This window comes from Kitasatospora sp. NPDC032757 (genome assembly GCF_055579305.1).
On sequence record NZ_JBVINN010000001.1, the window covers coordinates 603,960 to 621,746 of the forward strand.

18 protein-coding genes are annotated in these 17,787 nt (G+C 73.4%); 5 read left to right on the forward strand and 13 right to left on the reverse strand.

Translation table 11 applies throughout. The features are described 5' to 3' along the window. Positions 1 to 38 precede the first annotated feature (38 nt). Positions 39 to 1,046 (forward strand): ketopantoate reductase family protein, encoded by a 1,008-nt coding sequence (locus ACZ5WK_RS02720; protein ID WP_465544189.1) that lies wholly within the window; start codon positions 39 to 41, stop codon positions 1,044 to 1,046. A gap of 26 nt (positions 1,047 to 1,072) precedes the next feature. On the opposite strand, the gene ACZ5WK_RS02725 is transcribed toward ACZ5WK_RS02720, so the two are convergent. Then, positions 1,073 to 1,891: an SDR family NAD(P)-dependent oxidoreductase gene (locus ACZ5WK_RS02725; protein ID WP_465544191.1), complete on the reverse strand. Its 819-nt coding sequence runs from the start codon at positions 1,889 to 1,891 to the stop codon at positions 1,073 to 1,075. Between the two features lie 317 nt (positions 1,892 to 2,208). On the opposite strand from ACZ5WK_RS02725, the gene ACZ5WK_RS02730 reads away from it, so the two are divergent. Next, on the forward strand, positions 2,209 to 3,078 hold the full coding sequence (locus ACZ5WK_RS02730) for a 3-hydroxybutyryl-CoA dehydrogenase (protein WP_396321737.1): 870 nt from the start codon (positions 2,209 to 2,211) through the stop codon (positions 3,076 to 3,078). 60 nt (positions 3,079 to 3,138) lie between these two features. On the opposite strand, the gene ACZ5WK_RS02735 is transcribed toward ACZ5WK_RS02730, so the two are convergent. From ACZ5WK_RS02735 to infC, 11 genes are all read right to left on the reverse strand, one after another. Then, a complete protein-coding gene (locus ACZ5WK_RS02735) occupies positions 3,139 to 3,978 on the reverse strand; it encodes a chitosanase (RefSeq protein ID WP_465544193.1) in 840 nt (279 codons plus the stop codon). A 194-nt stretch (positions 3,979 to 4,172) separates the two neighbouring features. Continuing rightward, positions 4,173 to 5,156, reverse strand: a complete 984-nt coding sequence (locus ACZ5WK_RS02740; RefSeq protein ID WP_465544195.1) for a hypothetical protein — start codon at positions 5,154 to 5,156, stop codon at positions 4,173 to 4,175. Then, on the reverse strand, positions 5,153 to 6,079 hold the full coding sequence (locus ACZ5WK_RS02745) for an ATP-binding cassette domain-containing protein (protein WP_465544196.1): 927 nt from the start codon (positions 6,077 to 6,079) through the stop codon (positions 5,153 to 5,155). The genes ACZ5WK_RS02740 and ACZ5WK_RS02745 overlap by 4 nt, the downstream gene beginning before the upstream one ends. Further along, a complete protein-coding gene (locus ACZ5WK_RS02750) occupies positions 6,079 to 6,540 on the reverse strand; it encodes a GntR family transcriptional regulator (RefSeq protein WP_465544198.1) in 462 nt (153 codons plus the stop codon). The genes ACZ5WK_RS02745 and ACZ5WK_RS02750 overlap by 1 nt, the downstream gene beginning before the upstream one ends. Before the next feature lie 100 nt (positions 6,541 to 6,640). Further along, on the reverse strand, positions 6,641 to 9,142 hold the full coding sequence (gene pheT / locus ACZ5WK_RS02755) for a phenylalanine--tRNA ligase subunit beta (RefSeq protein WP_465544200.1): 2,502 nt from the start codon (positions 9,140 to 9,142) through the stop codon (positions 6,641 to 6,643). Then, the gene (pheS, locus tag ACZ5WK_RS02760; RefSeq protein ID WP_465544202.1) at positions 9,142 to 10,263 is read right to left on the reverse strand and encodes a phenylalanine--tRNA ligase subunit alpha; all 1,122 of its coding nucleotides are present in this window, start codon (positions 10,261 to 10,263) and stop codon (positions 9,142 to 9,144) included. Before pheS ends, pheT begins: the two co-directional genes overlap by 1 nt. 245 nt (positions 10,264 to 10,508) lie before the next feature. Then, a complete protein-coding gene (locus ACZ5WK_RS02765; protein WP_465544204.1) occupies positions 10,509 to 11,612 on the reverse strand; it encodes a sensor histidine kinase in 1,104 nt (367 codons plus the stop codon). 51 nt (positions 11,613 to 11,663) lie between these two features. After that, on the reverse strand, positions 11,664 to 12,539 hold the full coding sequence (locus tag ACZ5WK_RS02770; protein WP_465544206.1) for a TrmH family RNA methyltransferase: 876 nt from the start codon (positions 12,537 to 12,539) through the stop codon (positions 11,664 to 11,666). A gap of 160 nt (positions 12,540 to 12,699) precedes the next feature. Next, positions 12,700 to 13,095 carry a 50S ribosomal protein L20 gene (rplT, locus tag ACZ5WK_RS02775; protein WP_465544208.1) on the reverse strand — a complete coding sequence of 132 codons (396 nt, stop codon included), beginning with the start codon at positions 13,093 to 13,095 and terminating at the stop codon, positions 12,700 to 12,702. A gap of 109 nt (positions 13,096 to 13,204) precedes the next feature. Beyond that, on the reverse strand, positions 13,205 to 13,399 hold the full coding sequence (gene rpmI / locus ACZ5WK_RS02780) for a 50S ribosomal protein L35 (RefSeq protein WP_148647646.1): 195 nt from the start codon (positions 13,397 to 13,399) through the stop codon (positions 13,205 to 13,207). Positions 13,400 to 13,539: 140 nt separating this feature from the next. After that, positions 13,540 to 14,259, reverse strand: coding sequence for a translation initiation factor IF-3 (infC, locus tag ACZ5WK_RS02785; protein WP_396321819.1), 720 nt, complete (start codon positions 14,257 to 14,259; stop codon positions 13,540 to 13,542). A gap of 461 nt (positions 14,260 to 14,720) precedes the next feature. On the opposite strand from infC, the gene ACZ5WK_RS02790 reads away from it, so the two are divergent. Continuing rightward, positions 14,721 to 15,098 carry a DUF1844 domain-containing protein gene (locus ACZ5WK_RS02790; protein ID WP_209415201.1) on the forward strand — a complete coding sequence of 126 codons (378 nt, stop codon included), beginning with the start codon at positions 14,721 to 14,723 and terminating at the stop codon, positions 15,096 to 15,098. Between the two features lie 48 nt (positions 15,099 to 15,146). On the opposite strand, the gene ACZ5WK_RS02795 is transcribed toward ACZ5WK_RS02790, so the two are convergent. Next, on the reverse strand, positions 15,147 to 15,890 hold the full coding sequence (locus ACZ5WK_RS02795; protein WP_465544211.1) for an SseB family protein: 744 nt from the start codon (positions 15,888 to 15,890) through the stop codon (positions 15,147 to 15,149). Between the two features lie 100 nt (positions 15,891 to 15,990). On the opposite strand from ACZ5WK_RS02795, the gene ACZ5WK_RS02800 reads away from it, so the two are divergent. Together ACZ5WK_RS02800 and ACZ5WK_RS02805 are read left to right on the forward strand one after the other, a co-directional pair. Further along, entirely contained in the window at positions 15,991 to 17,223 is a 1,233-nt protein-coding gene (locus tag ACZ5WK_RS02800; RefSeq protein ID WP_465544213.1) for an amino acid deaminase/aldolase, read from the forward strand. A gap of 59 nt (positions 17,224 to 17,282) precedes the next feature. Then, positions 17,283 to 17,702, forward strand: coding sequence for a hypothetical protein (locus tag ACZ5WK_RS02805; protein ID WP_465544215.1), 420 nt, complete (start codon positions 17,283 to 17,285; stop codon positions 17,700 to 17,702). The last annotated feature ends 85 nt before the right edge of the window (positions 17,703 to 17,787 follow it).

Sequence of the window (17,787 nt, forward strand, 5' to 3'; positions counted from 1 at the left end):
CCCCCCAGCCACGCGGCGGCCCGTGCGATGCTGCGGGCATGCGCTACATCATCATCGGGGCGGGTGCGGTGGGCGGCACGATCGGTGCCCGGCTGCACGAGGGCGGACACGACGTGGTCCTGGTGGCGCGCGGCGCCCATCTGGCGGCACTGCGCGAGGACGGGCTGCGGTTCGGGACGCCGGAGGGCTTCCGCACCCTGCGGATCCCGGTCGCGGCCGGGCCCGGGGACGTCGAACTGCGCCCGGACGACGTGCTGCTGCTCGCCGTCAAGACCCAGGACACCCCCGCCGCGCTGGCCGCGTGGGCGCCGCACCCGGTGGCCGGCGGCGGCACGGCGGGCGAACGGCTGCCGTTGGTCTGCGCGCAGAACGGCGTGGAGAACGAGCGGCTCGCGCTGCGGCTCTTCCGGCAGGTGCTGGCGATGTGCGTCTGGCTGCCGTCCGGCCACCTGGAGCCGGGTGTGGTCACCGCCGCCGGGACGCCGCTGAGCGGGGTGCTGCGCCTCGGCGGGTACCCCCGCGGCGACGGCGGCGAGCGGGCCGCGGCCATCGCCGCCGACCTGGCGAAGTCCTGCTTCAGCGCGCCGGTCGACCCCGAGGTGATGCGCTGGAAGTACGCCAAGCTGCTCGGCAATGCCGGCAACGCGCTGGACGCGGTGGCCGGCTCGCGCGAGGGCGAACCGCTCAGCGGCCTCCAGCAGCGGGTGATGGCGGAGGGCGCGGCCGTGCTGGCCGCCGCCGGCATCGCGCACCACGACCCTGCCGAGCAGGCCCGGCTGGTCGGGGAGCTGCTGGAGCTGGAGCCGGTTCCGGGGGCCGAGCGCGGTGGCAGCTCGTCCTGGCAGAGCCTGGCGCGCGGCACCGGCTCGATCGAGGCGGACCACCTCAACGGCGAGATCGTGCTGCTTGGCCGGCTGCACGGGGTGCCGACCCCGCTCAACGAGGCGCTGCAACGGCTCGCCAACGCGTTCGCCCGCACCGGGCGCCGGCCGGGCTCGCTCACCGCGGAGGAACTGGCGGCCCTGCTGGAGCTCCAGGTCTTCTGACCTGCGCGGCGGGCGCCCGGGGAGGCTCAGCCCATCGGGTCATCGGGCCCGTACGTGCGCAGCCGCAGGGTGCGGGCGTCGGAAGCGCGGATCTCCTCGGCGCGGCTGACCAGTTCCTCCAGGTTGTCCCGCCCGGCGTGGATGAAGCGGCCGTGCAGGGCGTCGAAGCGGCCGCGGGCGGCGTCCACGGTGACCGCGACCATGTACGGGATGGAGCCCCAGGTCTTCATGGACTGGAACATCGGCATGCCGGCGGTCATGTCGGTGGCGACCGCGCCGGGGCTGATGTCGAGCACCACCACCTGGTGCTCGGCGAGCGAGTCGGCCATGTTGTCGGAGAGCTGGAGCAGCGCGCCCTTGGACGTGGCGTACGCGGTGTAGTGGCCGTCGGGGCGCAGCGCGAAGCCGGAGTTGAGGTTGACGACCCGGCCCCGGCGGCGTTCGACCATGCCGGGCAGGACGCAGCGCAGCAGGTTGTAGGGGCCGCGCAGGTTGGTCTCGATCACCTGCCACCACTGGTTGGAGTCGGTCTCCCAGAGCGGGACCTCGGCCCGGTCGACCTGGCCGGCGTTGTTGACCAGCAGGTCGATCGGGCCGAGGTCGCGCTCGACGACCCGGACGGCCTCGCGGACCGAGCCGGGCCGGGTGACGTCCGCGGTGACGGCGACGCCGCGGGCGCCGTGCCGGGCGCACTCCTTGAGGGTGTCGGTGAGGGTCTCGTGCGTGCGGCCGACCAGGCCGACGGCCATGCCCTCGGCGGCGAGGCCGACGGCGATCTCGCGGCCGATGCCCCGGCCGGCTCCGGTGACGAGGGCGACCTGTCCTGTGAGTGATCCCGTTGCCATCCCCGACTCCCTTCGCCTGCCACCGGTCCCCCTGACACCAGCCTTCGCCCGCCGCGGCCGTCCCGCATTCTGTCCGGCTCCCGGGTGTGCCCGGCCCCGGGCGCACGGGTTCCGTCCGCCGGGTCACCCGTCCGGCGCAGCCGCCCGGCAGGCCGGCCCAGCCGGGGAGGGGATGACCTACTCGCCGGTACGGAGTAGTAACGTCGTCGGGGCGGTGCACTGGTGCACGCATTCCGGTGCGCCCTCCCGCTGAACAGCAGTTTGCTGGGCCACCTGTCGCCGGGGCCGCACCCCCGGCACAACCGAAGGGCAACTGAGTGAGTGACATCGCGCGCGTCGGAGTGATCGGCTGCGGCCTGATGGGGTCGGGCATCGCGGAGGTGTTCGCCCGGGCGGGGCTGGACGTCCTGGTGTCGGAGGCGAGCGGGGAGGCCCTGGAGTTCGGCCGTACCCGGCTGACCAACTCCCTGGAGACGGCCGTCAAGCGGGGCAAGCTGACCACCGAGCAGCGCGATGACGCGCTGGCCCGGCTGGCCTTCACCACCGACCTCGCCGACTTCGCCGACCGTGACCTGGTGGTCGAGGCGGTCGCCGAGCGCGAGGACATCAAGGTCCAGATCTTCCAGACGCTGGACCAGGTGGTCGAGCGCCGGGACGCCATCCTCGCCTCCAACACCTCGTCGATCCCGATCGTGAAGCTGGCCGCCGCGACCTCGCGCCCGGAGCAGGTGATCGGCTTGCACTTCTTCAACCCGGCGCCGGTGCAGAAGCTGGTCGAGGTGATCCCCACCCTGACCACCTCGGCCGCGACCACCGAGCGGGTGGAGACCTTCGCCACCCAGGTGCTCGCCAAGGAGCCGATCCGCGCCCGTGACCGGGCCGGCTTCGTGGTGAACGCGCTGCTGGTGCCGTACCTGCTCTCCGCGGTGCGGATGTTCGAGTCGGGCGTGGCGACCGCCTCCGACATCGACAAGGGCATGGAGGCCGGCTGCGCCCACCCGATGGGCCCGCTGCGGCTGTGCGACCTGATCGGCCTGGACACGATCGTCTCGATCGCCGAGTCGATGTACGACGAGTACAAGGAGCCCCTGTACGCGGCTCCCCCGCTGCTGTCCCGGATGGTCGACGCGGGCCTGCTGGGCCGCAAGTCCGGCCGCGGCTTCTACGACTACACCGCCGGCGCCTGACCGGCGCGCCGCAGGGGCGGGGAGGCTCGGGCCTCCCCGCCCCTGCGGCATGCTCGGGCGTCAGCTGTTGATGCTGTAACTGTCGCCGTAGACCTTCCACTTGAGCGGCGGGTTCAGGTCGAAGTTCTTGGCGTTGAGGAAGACCAGCTGCTCGGTGTCGACGCGGCTGGTGTCGGAGTGCGCCTCCTCGGTCTTCATCGCGGCGCGGCGGGCGTCCAGGAAGGCCTTGAGGTAGGTGGCCTCGTCGCCGCCCTGGGCGGGGGTCTTGGCCTTCTTCATCGCGGTCTTGCGGATGCCGCCGAAGCTGGTCGAGTCGGTGCCGGGGCCGTGCATGACGATGGCGTCGTAGTACATGAACTGGCCGAGTGCGCGCAGGCCGTCGGACTTGGCCTGGTTGACGGCGGGGTTGAAGTAGACGCGGTCGCGCTCGTCGTTCTGGGCCTGCTGGAAGACGGTGTCCTTGGCGGCGGTGGCCCAGTCGCGCTCGAAGGCGGAGCCGAGGCCGGCGTGCGACTCGGTGCCGTTGACCTTGCGCAGCGCCGGGAGGTACTTGGCGAGGACGTTGCCGGGCTTGAGGGAGGTGTAGTGCTCGACCAGGTCGAGCATGTCGCCGGTGCCGGAACAGAATCCGATGATGCCGGCGGTGTAGCCGCGGCCGTCCTTGATGTCCTCGATGTACTTGTACTGCGACTTCCAGTCCAGCGAGGAGTTCTCGGCGCTGGACACCAGCTGCATCGCGATGTCCTTCTTGTGCGGGTCGTCCAGGCCGGCGGCCTTGGCCTGGACGACGGCCGCGGCCGGGGCCGCCGCGTGGGCGGCGCCGGCGGCCGCGACGGTGGCGGGCGCGGCCACCAGCAGGGCGGCGAGGGCTATGCGTACGGTGCGGTGCTGACGGTGCATCTGACGCTCCGTGTCCGTGGGGGCGGGCAGGGGGTACCCGCCGCAAGGGCATTAGGAAACTTTCCTAACTAAGAAATAGCGTTCACGGACCCGGGGCCGCAAGGGCTTTGACGGAAACTCTTCAAACCCCGAGGTCAGAGCGCACGACGTCGGACCGCCCGCCGTCAGAGCGCCCCACGTCACGCCGCCCCACGTCAGAGCGCCCGGCGCCGCACCCACCAGACCGCGGCGGCGCAGACCGCCACCGCCAGCGCCGTCATCCATCCGCACTCGATCAGCTGGAACGCCCAGTAGCGGTCGTCCGGCTGGTAGATCTCGTGGACGGCGTAGCCGCCGTCGCGCATCAGCTTCTCCCCGTCGTAGAAGCCGTTGCCGAGGTTGTAGAAGTCGCGCATGGGGATCCGGTCCCCCGACGGCTCGGTGAACCACGTACTCGCCGCCCAGCGGTGGTCGACGGCGGGCTGCACCAGGGTGTGGACGGTGTCCTCCAGCGGCGTCCGGTAGTGGAACCGCGCGGACTGGGCGACCAGGGTGGTCGCGACCGAGGCGCCGACGCCGATCCCGACCGCGACCACCGTGCGCCGCAGCACCGCGCCCGCGAGCGCCGAGACCGCGAGGACCAGCACCACCCGGCCGGCCAGGGCGAGCGGCGCGCCCACGAACAGCAACGGGGAGAACCGGCCCGTCTCCTCGGCCAGCGGCGCGCTCCACCAGTCGAACGCCAGGCCCAGCAGCGCCGCCCCCGCCGCCGAGACCACGCCCGCGAGGGCCAGCCCGGTCGCCGTCCAGCGGGCGCGCCCGGCCCCCTGGGTCCAGGCGTAGCGGTAGGTGCCGTGCTCGAACTCCCGCGCCAGCAACGGCCCGCCGACGAACGCGCCGACCGAGCCGCCGAGGAAGTAGAGGAGGTTGGCACCGACCGTCAGCCGGGTGCCGTACTCGCGCAGGAAGACCTTCCACAGCTCGTTGCACGACTGGGTGCTCCGGTCGCAGCCCGCCGCCCCGGACCGGTCGAACGCCGCGCGCAGGAACCAGCCGTCGGCCAGCAGCAGCACGACGCCGACGGCGAGCACCCCGAGCACGGTGAGCAGCGCGGTGCGGTGGCGCAGCCAGGCCGCGGACAGGACACCGCCCCGGGGAAGGCCGGTGGTGACGGCGGCGACGGCGGTGATCGTGCTCACGACTGCAGGACCCTCTCGTTCGTACGGACGGCCCCGCGCGGGCCGGGCAGGGCGGAGGCGGCCGGCTCGCGCAGGTAGGCGAGGACCAACTCCTCCAGGCCGACGCGCTGTTGGCGCCAGCCGCCGGCCACCGGGGCGTCGACGCCGCCGGTGCGGACCAGCAGGTGGGACTGCGCGCCGGCCCGGCGGTCGCGTACCACCGGCACCGTCGCGGCGACCCCGTCGGCCTCGGCGGTGGGGCCGGTGAGCATCCGGTGGCCGCCCACCAGCTCGTCCACCTCCCCGGCGACCTGGACCCGGCCGCCGCCGAGCACCACCAGGTAGTCGCAGCTCTGCTCCAGTTCGGCGATGGCGTGCGAGGAGAACAGCACCGAGAGGCCGTCGTCGGCGACGGCGGTCAGCAGGACGGCCATGAAGTCGTGCCGGGCGAGCGGGTCGAGGGCGGCCAGGGGCTCGTCCAGGAGCAGCAGTTCGGGCCGCTTGGCCAGGGCGAGGGCGAGCGAGACCTGGGCCTGCTGGCCGCCGGAGAGCCGCCCGTAGCGGCGGTCGAGCGGGATGCCGAGGCCGTCCAGGTGGGTACGGGCGCGGGCGTCGTCCCAGCGGCGGTTGAGGCCGCGGCCCATCCGCAGCAGGTCGCGGACGGCCAGGCCCGGGTAGAGCGCGGCGTTCTGGGCGACGAAGCCGATCCGGTCCAACGCGCCGGGCGAGCCGGGGAGTTCGCCGCCGAGCACGCTCAGGGCGCCCTCGGTGGGGGCGGTCAGGCCGGCGGCCAGGTTGAGCAGGGTCGTCTTGCCGGCGCCGTTCGGGCCGACCAGGGCGACCACGTGCCCGGCCGGGACGGCGAGATGGCAGTCCCGCAGGGCCCAGGAGCGGCGGTAGCGCTTGCCCAGCCCGCCGCAGTCGATCACCGTGTCCGACGCCATCACGCCACCACCCCGTCGTTCCCGTTCCCCCCGTTGTCACCGCTGCGCAGGTCGCGCAGGGCGTCCTCGAACACCGCGGCCATCCCCTCCTCGTCCAGCCCGGCCGCCCGCGCGGTGCGCAGCCAGTCGAGCAGCCCCCGTCGCAGCGCGGCCCGTTCGCGCAGCGGCACGACGCCGGCGGGCAGCCCGCGGACGAAGGTGCCCTGGCCGCGCCGGCCGGCGGCGAGCCCCCGGTGTTCCAGCTCGCGGTACGCCTTGAGCACGGTGTTGGGGTTGATCGCCAGCCCCGCCACCGCCTCGCGGACCCGGGGCAGCCGGTCGCCCTCGGCCAGCCAGCCCATCCGCAGCGCCTGTTCGACCTGCTGCACCAGTTGCAGGTAGGTCGGGACGCCGGAGGCCGGGTCCAGGCGGAACTCGATCGGGGAGGGCTGGTCCCCCGGTTCTGGTTTATCTACTTCCATAGTTAATGAGTTAAGGAAGGATCCGACGCTCCGTCAACCCAAGACATGGCAAAGGGCCCTGCCGGATCCAGGATCCGGCAGGGCCCTCGGGCACTACGCGTCAGGCGCCGCGCAGCACCGCACCCGTCCGGGCGACGGCCTCGGCGACGGCCGCCTCGCGGGCGGCGGTGGCCTCGTCCGCGGTCAGCGTGCGGTCGGTGGCGCGGAAGCGCAGCGCGTACGCCAGCGACTTCTTGCCCTCGCCGACCTGCTCACCGGTGAACACGTCGAACAGCCGGATGGCCTCCAGCAGGTCGCCGGCGCCGGTGCGCAGCGCGGCCTCGACCTGGGCGGCCGGGACGGCGGTGTCCACGATCAGCGCGACGTCCTGGGTGGCCACCGGGAAGCCGGAGACCACCGGGCCCGAGACCCGCCCGGCGCCGTCCTCGGTCAGCAGGTCCAGGTCGAGCTCCATCGCCGCGGTGCGCTCCGGCAGGCCGAGCGCCTTGACCACGCGCGGGTGCAGCTCACCGGCGTGGCCGACCACCCGGTCGGTGCCGGCCACGACCAGCTCGGCGCAGCGGCCCGGGTGCCAGGGCAGCAGCTGGCCCTGGCGCACGGTCAGCTCGATGCCGGCGGCGCGGGCCACCGTGCGGCCCGCCTCGACGGCGTCCGCCCAGCCCGCCTGGGCGCCCTTGCCCCACCAGCCGGACGGCAGCCGCTCGCCCGCGAGGGCGACGGCGACGCGGCGCGGCTGGTGCGGCAGCGCCGCGTCCAGCGCGGCCAGCTCCTCGTCGCTCGGACGGCGGTCGACGGCCGGGCGCGGCGCGACGGACAGCTCGTCCTTCGGCAGGAAGACGGTGCCCGTCTCGAAGACCGCCAGGTCGGTGTTGCCGCGGCCGATGTTGCGGCGCAGCGCCCCGAGCAGGCCCGGCAGCAGCGTGGTGCGCAGCGCCGGCTCCTCGTCGTTGAGCGGGTTGACCAGCTTCACCGTGCGGCGGCGCCGGTCGTCCCGCTCCAGGCCGAGCGCCTCGAAGGCGGCCTCGCCGACGAACGGGTAGTTGTTCACCTCGACGTAGCCGGCGGCGGCGAGCGCGACGCCGACCCGGCGGTGCGTCCGCTGGGCCTCGGTCAGGCCCTTGCCCGGCGGCACGGTGGGCATCCGGGCGGGCACGTTGTCGTACCCCTCCAGGCGGATGACCTCCTCGGCGAGGTCGTACGGGTCGGTGAGGTCGGGGCGCCAGGTCGGCGGGGTGACCTCCAGGACGTCGGCGCCCGAGACGGAGCAGCCGATCTCCTGCAGGCGCCGGGTGACGCTCTCGCGGCCGTACGCGGTGCCGGCCACCCGGTCGGGCAGGTCGGCGGCGATGGTGATGGTGCGCACCGGGTGCGGGGCGGCGATGTCGGTGACGCCCGCCTCGGCGGTGCCGCCGGCGATCAGCACCAGCAGGTCGACGGCGCGCTGCGCGGCGGCGCGGGCGGCCTCCGGGTCAACGCCGCGCTCGAAGCGCTTGGACGCCTCGGACGGCAGCTTGTGCCGCTTGGCGCCGCGGGCGATGGCGACCGCGTCGAAGTGCGCGGCCTCGATGATCACCTCGGTGGTGCCCGGGCCGGCGGCCGGGTCGAGGATCTCGGTGGAGGCGCCGCCCATGACACCGGCCAGGCCGATCGGGCCGCTGTTGTCGCAGATCAGCAGGTCCTCGGCGGAGAGCTTGCGCTCGACGCCGTCGAGGGTGGTGAGGGTCTCGCCCTCCTCCGCCCGGCGGACCAGGATCGGGCCGTCGACGCGCTGCTTGTCGTAGGCGTGCAGCGGCTGGCCGACCTCCAGCATCACGTAGTTGGTGATGTCCACGGCCAGCGAGATCGGGCGGATGCCGGACTTCTGCAGGCGGCGCTGGAGCCAGATCGGCGACTTGGCGGCCGGGTCGAGGCCGACCACCGTGCGGGCCACGAAACGGTCGCAGCCGGCCGGGTCGGCGACCTTGACCAGGTAGCCGTAGGAGTTGGCCGGCGGCACGTCGAGCAGCGCCGGGTCGGCCAGCGGCAGCCCGTACGCGGCGGCGGCCTCACGGGCCACGCCGCGCATCGACAGGCAGTAGCCGCGGTCCGGGGTGACGGCGATGTCCAGCACCTCGTCGACGAGCTGGAGCAGCTCGATCGCGTCGGTGCCGGGCTCGTACTCGGGCGGGAGCACGATGATGCCGTTGTGGTCGTCGCCCATGCCCAGCTCGCGGGCGGAGCAGATCATGCCGGCCGAGGTGTGGCCGTAGGTCTGCCGGGCGGCGATCGGGAACGGGCCGGGCAGCACGGCGCCCGGGAGCACCACGACGACCTTGTCGCCGACCGCGAAGTTGGTCGCGCCGCAGACGATCTCCTGCGGCTCGCCGGTGCCGTTGGCGTCGCCGACGTTGACGAAGCAGTGCCGGATCGGCTTCTTGAAGCCGGTCAGCTCCTCGATGGAGAGCACCTGGCCGACGACCAGCGGGCCCTTGAGGTCGGCGCCGATCTGCTCGACGGTCTCGACCTCCAGGCCGGCCCGGACGAGGCGCTCCGCGACGTCACGGCCGGTCTCGCCGGCCGGCAGGTCGACGTACTCGCGCAGCCAGGAAAGCGGGACGCGCATCAGATCTCCATCCCGAACGGGAGGGTGAAGCGCACGTCACCCTCGACCATGTCGCGCATGTCGGCGACGTTGTGACGGTTCATCAGGATCCGCTCCAGGCCCAGGCCGAAGGCGAACCCGCTGTAGCGGTTCGGGTCGACGCCGCAGGCGACCAGCACCCGCGGGTTGACGACGCCGCAGCCGCCGAGCTCGATCCAGCCCTCCGAGGAGCAGGTCCGGCAGGGCTTGTCCGGGTTGCCGACGGACTCGCCGCGGCAGACGAAGCACTGCAGGTCGATCTCGGCGCTCGGCTCGGTGAACGGGAAGTACGAGGGGCGCCAGCGCAGCTCCAGGCCGTCGCCGATCAGCTTGGAGACCAGCTGCTCGATGGTGCCCTTGAGGTCGGCGAAGGTGATGCCCTCGTCCACGGCCAGACCCTCGACCTGCCGGAAGACCGGGGTGTGGGTGGCGTCCAGCTCGTCGGTCCGGTAGACCCGTCCGGGGCAGACGACGTAGACGGGGGGCTCGCGGTCGAGCATGGTGCGGGCCTGGACCGGCGAGGTCTGGGTGCGCAGCACGACGCCGGAGTCGGCGGAGCCGTCCGGGGCCTGGACGAAGAAGGTGTCCTGCATCGAGCGGGCCGGGTGGTCCGGGCCCAGGTTGAGGGCGTCGAAGTTGAGCCACTCGGCCTCGACCTCGGGACCCTCGGCGATCTCGTAGCCCATCGCGACGAAGGTGTCCTCGATGCGCTCGGCCAGCGTCGTCAGCGGGTGCCGGGCGCCGCGCGGCGCGCGGTCGTAGGGCAGTGTGACGTCCACCGCCTCCTCGACCAGGACGCGGGCGTCGCGCTCCGCCTCCAGCTCGGCCTGGCGCTTGGCGAGGGCCTGGTTGACGGCGCCGCGGGCCTGCCCGATCAGCTTGCCGGCGGCGGCCTTGGCGTGCGGGGGCAGGGCGCCGATCTCGCGGTTGGCGAGGGAGAGCGCGGAGCGGTCGCCGGTGTGGGCGACCTTGGCCTGCTTCAGCTCGTCGAGGGAGGTGGCGGCGGCGAAGGCCTGGACGGCCTCGTCCCGGGCCTGCTCCACCACCTCGGGCTTGAGGGCCTCGACCTCGACCGGGTCGTACGACTTGTTGGGTGCCGACATCTCTATCTTTCCCGTGCTCCTGCTCGTCCGTGCTCAGGTAAAGGGGGGCTCGCTCCCTCCTTGCCCGCCAACGGGCAGGAGGGGCCCAGCGCGTCGCCCGGCGTGGCCGGGGCACGGGCAGCCCCCGCCTCGGTTCTCGGGGAGGTTGTCCGCGGCACGGCCGCGCAGGGCGTTGCGCAACGCCAAAGGTCGAGTGTAGTCGCAGCGCGTAGCGCGACCGTCGTGAAGCCCGCCCGGGGTCCGCTTCACATCATGAAGTCGGGCACCCCGGCGGGCAGGATAAATCGGAACCGGGCGCCGCCGCCGGGCGCGCGGTCGACGCGGATCGAGCCGCCGTGGGCCTCCACGATGCCCTTGACGATGTAGAGGCCCAGGCCGGTGCCGCCGCGCTTGGAGCCGCGCCAGAAGCGGGTGAAGACGCGCGGCATCGACTCCTCGGGGATGCCGCTTCCTTCGTCGCTCACGGTGACTGCGGTGCCTTCCACGGTGCGGGGCGGGGTGCCGGAGCGCTCCCAGACGGGTGCCTCGACGACCTCCTTGGCCGGTGCCACCTCGATCGTGACAGTTCCCTCGCCGTGACGCACCGCATTTTCCAGCAGGTTGGCCAGCACCTGGTCGACCTTGTCCGGGTCGGCCCAGAGCACGGTGAGCGACTCGCTGATCCGGATGTCGAAGCGGTCCTCGGGGATTCCGGTGGCGACCTTGCGCTCCACGTGCCGGCGCACCGCCGCCGCCAGGTCGACGACCTGCTTGCGCAGCTCCAGCCGGCCGGCGTCGATCCGGGAGATGTCCAGCAGCTCGGCGATCAGCCGGGTGACCCGGTCGGCGTCCGCGTCCACGGTCTCCAGCATCAGCCGCTTCTGCCCGTCGGTGAACCGCTCCCACTTGGCGAGCAGGGTCGCGGTGAACCCCTTGACGCTGGTGAGCGGTGAGCGCAGCTCGTGCGCGACGGTGGCGATCAGCTCGGCGTGGCTGCGCTCGGTGCGGCGGCGGGCCTCGGTGCCGCGCAGGGCGATCACCAGCCGCTGGAGGGGCCCCTGCGGGCCCTGCCGCACGTACCGGGCGGAGACCAGCACCTCACGGCCGCCGGGCAGCAGCAGGTTGCGCTCCGGCTGGCTGGTGCGGACGGCCAGGCCGCCGTACGGGTCGGTCAGCTGCCACCAGCGGCGGCCGTCGAGGTCCTCCAGCGGGAGGACGTCCTCCAGCGCGCTGCCGAGCGCGTCCTCCGGGCGGATGCCGGTCAGCCGGGCGGCGGCCCGGTTGAAGCAGACCACCCGGCCCAGCGCGTCGGCGACCACCAGGCCGTCCGGCAGGTCGTCCGGATCGAGCTCTGGCCCGCTGCCGACCATGGGTGTCCTCCCCGATTACCCACCGTGTCTTTCCCCCCACCGAGGCAGACCCTAGCGCTCCTGGCCCTGTGCGCGACACCCTCCGGGCGAGCGCTGCGCCCGCGCGGACGCATAGAGGCAGACGGCGGCGGCCGTGGCCAGGTTGAGGCTCTCGGCGTGTCCGTGGATCGGTACGCGCACCACCTCGTCGGTGAGTGCGCGGGTCTCCTCCGGGAGCCCCCAGGCCTCGTTGCCGAACACCCATGCGCCGGGCGCGCCCAGGGTGCCCTCGTCCAGCTCCTGGTCGAGGTCGCGCTCCCCCGCGCCGTCGGCGGCGAGCACCCGCACGCCGGCCTCCCGCAGCCTGCCGACCGCCTCCTCGACCGGCACGCCGACGGCGACCGGGAGGTGGAACAGGCTGCCGACGGAGGCCCGGACGGCCTTCGGGTTGTACAGGTCGACCGAGGCGTCGGTGAGCACCACGGCGTCCGCGCCGGCCGCGTCGGCGGTGCGCAGTACGGTGCCGGCGTTGCCGGGGTCACGGACGTGGGCGAGCACCGCGACCAGCTTCGGGCGGGCCTTGAGCACCTCGGCGAACGGGGTGTCGATGAAGCGGCAGAGCGCCACGATGCCCTGCGGGGTCACGGTGTCGCAGATGTCCGCGATGACCTCGTCGGTGGCGGTGAGCACCGGGACGCCCTCGGCCAGGGCGGCCTCGACGATGCCGGCGTGCCGCTCGGCGGCCTCCGGGGTGACGTACACCTCGACCACGGCGTGCTCGCCCGTGCCCGGCAGCTTCCCGAACGCGACGGCCTCGCGGACGGCCTGCGGGCCCTCGGCGAGGAAGCGGCGCTCCTTGGTGCGCTGGTTCCGCTTGGCGAGCCGGCGGGCGGCGACGACGCGCGGCGAGCGCAGGGAGGTGAGCAGGGGGGTGTCGGTGCTCGGCATGGTCTCGTCTCTGTGGCGGGGAGCCGGTGGCGTGCGGGGACCAGGGGTCCCGGGGAGTTAACGACGGGGAGGGCAGAACGACGGCGGGCACGGAGAACGCAAAACCGGACCCGCAGGGGTGCCTGCGGGTCCGGTCGGTGCGACTGCCGATCCAGGAGGATCAGGCGGCGTCGGCGGCGGCCTTCGGGGCGTTCACGTCGGCCGGCAGCGCCTTCTGCGCGACGTCGACCAGCGCCGCGAAGGCGCCCGGGTCGTTCACCGCGAGGTCGGCCAGCATCTTGCGGTCGATCTCGACGCTGGCGGCCTTCAGGCCCTGCACGAAGCGGTTGTAGGTGATGCCGTTGGCACGGGCCGCAGCGTTGATGCGCTGGATCCACAGCTGACGGAAGTCGCCCTTGCGCTTCTTGCGGTCGTTGAAGTTGTAGACCAGCGAGTGGGTGACCTGCTCCTTGGCCTTGCGGTACAGGCGCGAGCGCTGGCCACGGTAGCCGCTGGCGCGCTCCAGGATGACCCGGCGCTTCTTGTGGGCGTTGACTGCCCGCTTGACGCGTGCCACTTGATTACTCCTTGGGTTGGACCACGGACTACTTCACGCGGTCCGTCATTCGAATGGGTCGGGAAGGATCAGCTGCCCCGCTCACGGCTCACACCGGGCGGGAGGGCGATCACTTGCCGAGAAGCTTCTTGATCTTCTTGGCGTCAGCGGGGGCCAGCACGACGGTCCCGGCCAGCTTGCGGGTCAGCGTCGAGGGCTTGTGCTCCAGGAGGTGGCGGCGGCCGGCGCGCTCGCGCAGCACCTTGCCAGAGCCACTGATCTTGAAGCGCTTGCTGGCGCCACTGTGCGTCTTCTGCTTCGGCATTTCGCCGTATCTCCTCGTCGGTCCGTCCACGCCCGCGCGGTGTTGGCCGCGCGGGCGTGAAGGATGGATCTGCGGTGACCGGGCGGGACGCCCCGTCACCCTTGGTGGCCGGTCTCCCGGGCCGCCCTGGCCGTGAAGGCTCAGGCGTCCTGGGAGGCCTCGGCCGGCTGCTCGACCTCGGCGGCGTCCTCGACGTCGGCCTCGTCGGCCTCCGCCTCGGCCGCGGCGTTCTCGGCCTCAAGCGCTGCGTCGTCGTCGACCGCGGCGTCGTCGGGACCGGTGGTCCGGCCCTGACGCTCGGCCTTGCGGGCGTCGGCGAGCGCGCGGGCCTCGGCCATCGCCTCGGTCTTCTTCTTGTGCGGGCCGAGAACCATGATCATGTTTCGGCCGTCCTGCTTGGCCGAGGACTCCACGAAGCCCAGGTCCTGGACGTCGTTCGCCAGCCGCTGCAGCAGTCGGAAGCCCAGCTCGGGGCGGGACTGCTCACGACCGCGGAACATGATCGTGATCTTGACCTTGTCGCCCTGCTTGAGGAACCGGACGACGTGACCCTTCTTGGTGTCATAGTCGTGCGGGTCGATCTTCGGCCGGAGCTTCATCTCCTTGATGACCGTGTGCGCCTGGTTCTTGCGCGCCTCACGGGCCTTCATGGCCGACTCGTACTTGAACTTGCCGTAGTCCATGAGCTTGCACACCGGCGGCCGGGCGGTCGCCGCGACCTCGACCAGGTCGAGGTCGTACTCCTGCGCGAGCTCCAGCGCCTTGGCAAGCGGCACGATGCCGACCTGCTCGCCGCTGGGACCGACGAGTCGCACCTCGGGGACGCGAATCCGGTCGTTGATGCGGGGCTCGGTGCTGATGGGGCCTCCTCGGTTGCACCTTCTGCGATGCGGCCGTCGGACGGCGGTCGCACGTAGTGGACTCGACCACTGGGCGGGGCTTCATTCGTGCTGCGCTGCCTGACTTGCTGGTAGGCACTGCATGCACCGCGACACGAAAAAAGCCCCGCTCGGTACAAGCGGGGCTCCACACAACCGGGGGCGGCGTCCGGTGAGGGACGCTGCGGGCGACTCGGCGCCTGGGCGCCGAACGCGGACCGGGACCCGTCGACCGTGAGGTCGACCAGGTGGGAGACTTTCGCGGTTGCCCTCTCGGGCCTCCTGGGTGGAGCCTCCACTTGCTGGCCGGGCGCCCTCAAGGGCTCCTGGCCGGTCAGTCTCGAAGCATACAGCGCGCGGGGGTCCAACGCTATTCCGCCCCTCCCCACCAGCCCTTGTACGCTCCCTCTGTACGGACACCGGCACGACGGAACGAGCCCCCCTTGAGCAGCGAGCCCACCCAGAACCCCGCCGCGGACGACGAGGCGATCGGTTTCGACGACCTCACCCGGGACATCGCCGAGGTCCCGGCCGTCGAGGTGATCACCACCGTCGCGGTGCACCTGATGAGCGCCGCCGCCGTGAAGTGCGGCCTGGCCGAGGGCGGCGAGGCCGACAAGGACCTCGACGAGGCGCGCAAGCTGATCACCGCGCTGGCCGGGCTGGTCACCGCCGGCGCCCCCGAGATCAGCAACTTCCACGCCGCCCCGCTGCGCGACGGCCTCAAGTCGCTCCAGCTGGCGTTCCGCGAGGCCTCCCTCGTCCCGGACGCGCCGGGCGCGGGCCCGGGCGAGAAGTTCACCGGGCCGGTCTACGCCTGAGCCCCCGGACACGGCGGTGCCCCTCGGATCCGAGGGGCACCTGCGCGTTCAGCGCCGGTGGAGCGGCTCGCCCGGCAGCTCCGCGCCGGCCGGCAGCACCGCCAGGCTCAGGCCCCGGTCGAGCCGGACCCGCAGCACCGGGTCGGCGGCCACGGCCCGCCCCACCCGCTGCGCGGCCGCCTGCACGCCCGCCTGGTCCAGCGCCGGGTCGAACACCACCGCGAGCAGCCCGTCGCCGTCCTGGTACGGCGCCAGCAGGCCGCTCACCACCTGCGGCTCGGCCGCCAGCAGCGCCCGGACGGCCTCCCGCACCTCGGGGTCGGCCAGCGGCGGCAGGTACGGCCGGTTCTCGGCCAGCGCGCGCAGCCGGGCGCCGGACAGCTGGTACGTCACCGGGCCGGCCGGGTCGACCAGCAGGGTGTCGGCCCGCTCCGAGAAGGCGACCATCGCGGCCTGCGGCGCGGCGACCGGCGCCGGGCGGGCGTCGGCGCGCCAGCGGGTCATCGTCTCCAGCGAGGTGAAGGCCGGCAGGGCGCGGCGGCCGTCGGCGGCCTCCACCACCGGGACGGCCATGTCGCTGGTCTTCTCGTGCCTGTGCCCGTGCTCGTCCACCTCCACCTCGCCGAGGACGGCGACGATCGGGACCATCAGGCGGGTCGGCGCCAGCGCCGCGAGCACCTCCGGTTCGGCCGTGCGGTCCTGCGACCAGCGCGCGAGCGCCGCGGCGAGCGCGGGGTCGGCGGTGCCGTCGTCGTCGGCGAATCCTGGGTTCGGGATGTTCTTGCGGTCCACCCGGCCGACCCTATGCCACCTCACACCCGCCACCCGCCCCCGGCAATCGGGTACGTCGCGCCCCTACCCGTCGGTAGTGGGGGTGTGACAAGGTGCGGCCATGGCCACGCTCGAAGCTGCTGCCCGTACCGTGCCCGCCCCCTCGCCGGCGGCCGACCGCGCCCGGTACGACCGGGCCACCGCCCACCTCGACGGCCCGGTGGCCGTCGTCGACCTGGCGGCCTTCGACGCCAACGCCGCCGACCTGGTGCGCCGCGCGGCGGGCAAGCCGGTCCGGGTGGCCAGCAAGTCGGTGCGGTGCCGGGCCCTGCTGGAGCGAGTGCTGGCCACGGACGGCTTCGCCGGGGTGATGAGCTACACCCTCGCCGAGTCGCTCTGGCTGGCCCGCACCGGACTGCGCGACATCCTGCTCGCCTACCCCTCCGCCGACCGGGCCGGCTTCGCCGGGCTGACCGCCGACCCGGAGCTGGCCGCCTCCATCACCGTGCTGCTGGACGACCCGGCCCAGCTGGACCTGATCGACGCGGCCCGGGGCGGCTCCGCCGAGGTGCGGGTCTGCCTGGAGCTGGACACCGCGCTGCACCTGCTCGGCGGGCGGGTGCGGGTCGGCGCCCGGCGCTCGCCGCTGCGCACACCCGAGGCCCTGGGCGCCTTCGCCGAACTGGTCCAGCGCCGCCGGGGGTTCCGGGTGGTCGGGCTGATGGCGTACGAGGGACACATCGCCGGTGTCGCGGACGACGTGCCGGGCAAGCCGGTGCGGTCGCGGGTGATCCGGCTGCTGCAGGCCAAGGCGCGGACCGAGCTGGCCGAGCGACGCGCCGAGACGGTCCGGCGGCTGCGGCGGGTGGCCGAGCTGGAGTTCGTCAACGGCGGCGGCACCGGCAGCGTCGAGTCGACCGTCGCCGAGCGGGCGGTCACCGAGGTGGCGGCCGGCTCCGGGCTGTACGTGCCGCAGCTGTTCGACCACTACCGCGCGTTCCGGGGCCGGCCGGCCGCCCTGTTCGGCCAGCCCGTGGTGCGCCGGCCCGGCGTCGGCGTGGTGACGGTGCTCGGCGGCGGCTACCCGGCCTCCGGCGTGGCCGGCCCGGACCGCTCGCCGGTCCCGTACCTGCCGCAGGGGCTGCGCTACGACCCGATGGAGGGCGCCGGCGAGGTGCAGACCCCGCTGCTCGGTTCGGCCGCCGACGACCTGCTGATCGGCGACCGGGTCTGGTTCCGGCACGCCAAGGCGGGCGAGCTGTGCGAGCGCTTCGCCGAACTGCACCTGATCGAGGGCGACACGGTGGTGCGGACCGTCCCGACCTACCGGGGCGAGGCGAAGACGTTCCTCTGACCCGCCGTCCGCCCGTGCCCTACCGTGGTGCGTACACCACGAGGTCATACGGAGGCGGCATGGAAGCCGAGATCGTGCAGCTGGCGACGTCGGGGGCGACCACGCTGGTGGGGCTGATGGCCACCGAGGCCTGGACGCAGGCCCGTTCACGCCTGGCGGCGCTGTTCGGACGGGGCCGGGACGCCGAGGGGGTCGCCGCCGAACTGGAGGAGATCCGGGTCGAGGTGGTGCGGGCCGACGGCGAGGCCGAGCTGGTCGCCGACTGCACCGCCGAACTGCGCGGCCGGCTCCGCCGCCTGCTGCGAGATCCCGAGACGGCGGCCGAACTCCGGTCGATCCTGGACGAGTTCACGCCGCAGCTGCCCGCGCAGGCGCAGGTCACCGTGCACAACGAGATCAGCGGCGGGACACAGGGCAACGTGATGCTGGGGTACACGGTGAACGCGACCCTCCACCAGCACGGCCGGCCACAGGGCTGACCCCTGCCCACACCCTTTCCCGAACCTTAAGAAGGCCCGATGGGATGCCTAACTCAGGCTTCCCGTCGGGCCTTTGTGCTGCACA

Bases quoted from the DNA above. Each gene is read 5' to 3' on its own strand.
- ACZ5WK_RS02720 (WP_465544189.1), top strand. From the start codon at position 39: ATGCGCTACATCATCATCGGGGCGGGTGCGGTGGGCGGCACGATCGGT.
- ACZ5WK_RS02725 (WP_465544191.1), bottom strand. From the start codon at position 1,891: ATGGCAACGGGATCACTCACAGGACAGGTCGCCCTCGTCACCGGAGCC.
- ACZ5WK_RS02735 (WP_465544193.1), bottom strand. From the start codon at position 3,978: ATGCACCGTCAGCACCGCACCGTACGCATAGCCCTCGCCGCCCTGCTG.
- ACZ5WK_RS02745 (WP_465544196.1), bottom strand. From the start codon at position 6,079: ATGGCGTCGGACACGGTGATCGACTGCGGCGGGCTGGGCAAGCGCTAC.
- ACZ5WK_RS02750 (WP_465544198.1), bottom strand. From the start codon at position 6,540: ATGGAAGTAGATAAACCAGAACCGGGGGACCAGCCCTCCCCGATCGAG.
- pheT (WP_465544200.1), bottom strand. From the start codon at position 9,142: ATGCGCGTCCCGCTTTCCTGGCTGCGCGAGTACGTCGACCTGCCGGCC.
- pheS (WP_465544202.1), bottom strand. From the start codon at position 10,263: ATGTCGGCACCCAACAAGTCGTACGACCCGGTCGAGGTCGAGGCCCTC.
- ACZ5WK_RS02765 (WP_465544204.1), bottom strand. From the start codon at position 11,612: ATGGTCGGCAGCGGGCCAGAGCTCGATCCGGACGACCTGCCGGACGGC.
- ACZ5WK_RS02770 (WP_465544206.1), bottom strand. From the start codon at position 12,539: ATGCCGAGCACCGACACCCCCCTGCTCACCTCCCTGCGCTCGCCGCGC.
- rpmI (WP_148647646.1), bottom strand. From the start codon at position 13,399: ATGCCGAAGCAGAAGACGCACAGTGGCGCCAGCAAGCGCTTCAAGATC.
- ACZ5WK_RS02800 (WP_465544213.1), top strand. From the start codon at position 15,991: ATGGCCACGCTCGAAGCTGCTGCCCGTACCGTGCCCGCCCCCTCGCCG.
- ACZ5WK_RS02805 (WP_465544215.1), top strand. From the start codon at position 17,283: ATGGAAGCCGAGATCGTGCAGCTGGCGACGTCGGGGGCGACCACGCTG.